The sequence below is a fragment of the Acutalibacter intestini genome, from assembly GCF_034334985.1.
In the GTDB taxonomy this organism is placed as follows: Bacteria; Bacillota; Clostridia; order Oscillospirales; family Acutalibacteraceae; genus Acutalibacter; species Acutalibacter intestini.
Genome location: NZ_JAWXXL010000069.1, coordinates 1 through 1,623, shown reverse-complemented (window position 1 = coordinate 1,623; position 1,623 = coordinate 1). Strand labels below are relative to the sequence as shown.

Annotated in this window: 2 protein-coding genes; both read left to right on the top strand. The window is 54.5% G+C overall.

Going from position 1 to position 1,623, the window contains the following annotated elements:
• A partial coding sequence (locus U8U68_RS21135) for a phage tail protein (RefSeq protein WP_367575880.1) occupies nt 1–955 on the top strand: 955 nt, incomplete at its 5' end.
• The coding region (locus U8U68_RS21130; RefSeq protein WP_322204340.1) for a phage tail family protein at nt 955–1,623 on the top strand (669 nt) is incomplete at its 3' end. The genes U8U68_RS21135 and U8U68_RS21130, both read left to right, overlap by 1 nt.

Genomic DNA, 1,623 nt, shown 5'->3' with positions numbered 1-1,623 from the left:
GCAGGCTGGACAATTCGGGCAAATAGGCGTAGATATGGCCGCCCGCATTTCCGAAGGCATAATAAACGGGCTGGGCAGTATAACGGGCAAGATGGCCGAAGTAATACAATCCGTTATTACCGCCTTCACCGCACAGCATGGAAAGCTGACAACCGAGGGCGTGAACATGGACAAGGCCATAGCGTCTGGCATGGTGCAGGGTATACCGCAGATCACGGGCAAGGCCGCGCAGGTGGTTCAATCCATTATTACCGCCTTTACCGCACAGCATAGCAAGCTAACAACGGAAGGCGTGGACATGGACAAGGCCATAGCGTCTGGCATGGTGCAGGGTATACCGCAGATCACGGGCAAGGCCGCGCAGGTGGTTCAATCCATTATTACCGCCTTTACCGCACAGCATAGCAAGCTAACAACGGAAGGCGTGGACATGGACAAGGCCATAGCGTCCGGCATGGTGCAGGGTATACCGGAAATCACGGGCAAAATGTCGCAGATCGTTCAATCCATTGTCACAACATTAAACGGCTTCACGTCGCAGTTTACGGCGGCGGGGGAAAACATGGTGCGCGGCATTTGGCAGGGCTTTCAAAATATGTCCGGCTGGCTGGAAAGCAATGTGCGTTCTATGATGAGGCGTATTGTTGCCGCCGTGGAAGCAGAAATGCAGATCAATTCCCCGTCGAAGGTATTTGCAGGAATTGGCGCATACATGGCCGAAGGTTTAGGGCAAGGCTTTGCCCGCGAAATGCGGGACGTTGAAAAGACGATCCGCACGGCCACGGCTTCCAGCGTGCCGGAAGTGAAACAGCCTTCCGGCAGGGTGAACCGCAATGAGCGGGGCGGCGGCGTTCAGGTGGTGCAAAACATCTATGCCAATGAAACGAGCTATGCACAGCAACAGCGGGAGGCCGCAAAGCAATTCCGCATGATCGCGCGGGAGGTAATGGCGTAATGGCAAGGAAGATCGAAATACTGACATATACGAATGAGCGTGGGGAAAGCGTAGCCTTTTCCCACGCTTCCGTTTACCACACGAACAGCGTTAGCGGCCTTTCTGACGTTCGCAACGCAATTTACAGCATAAACAGCATGGGGCAGGACGGCGACACCTATTTAGGCAACCGCATAGAAAGCCGCGAAATTGAGATTGTGGGCAGTATCAAGGAGCGGAACAAGGATCAAATGCGGGAATACCGCCGCAGGCTGAACCGCGTTCTAAACCCGCAGTACGCCGCCACGCTGACATATCAGTACGGCGATTTTGTGCGGGTGATTGATTGCAAGGTTGACAACGCGCCCGTGTTCACGCGCAAGGCCATTTTTCAGGACTTCACAATACAGCTTCTTTGCCTTAATCCGTTTTGGAGGAAGGAGAGCAAGACGCGGGACGATATAGCAACGTGGATCGGCGGGCTGGAATTCCCCGTTGAGATCGTGCCGGGGTGGGAAATTGGGTATAGGCAACCTTCCTTGATCGTGAACGTGTATAACGACGGGGACGTGCAGGCCGGAATACGCGTGGAGTTCCGCGCGCTGGGCATGGTGACAAACCCCGCCCTTTTGAACGTGGACACGCAAGAATTCATCAAGCTAAATTACACGATGGAAGCAGGCGACACG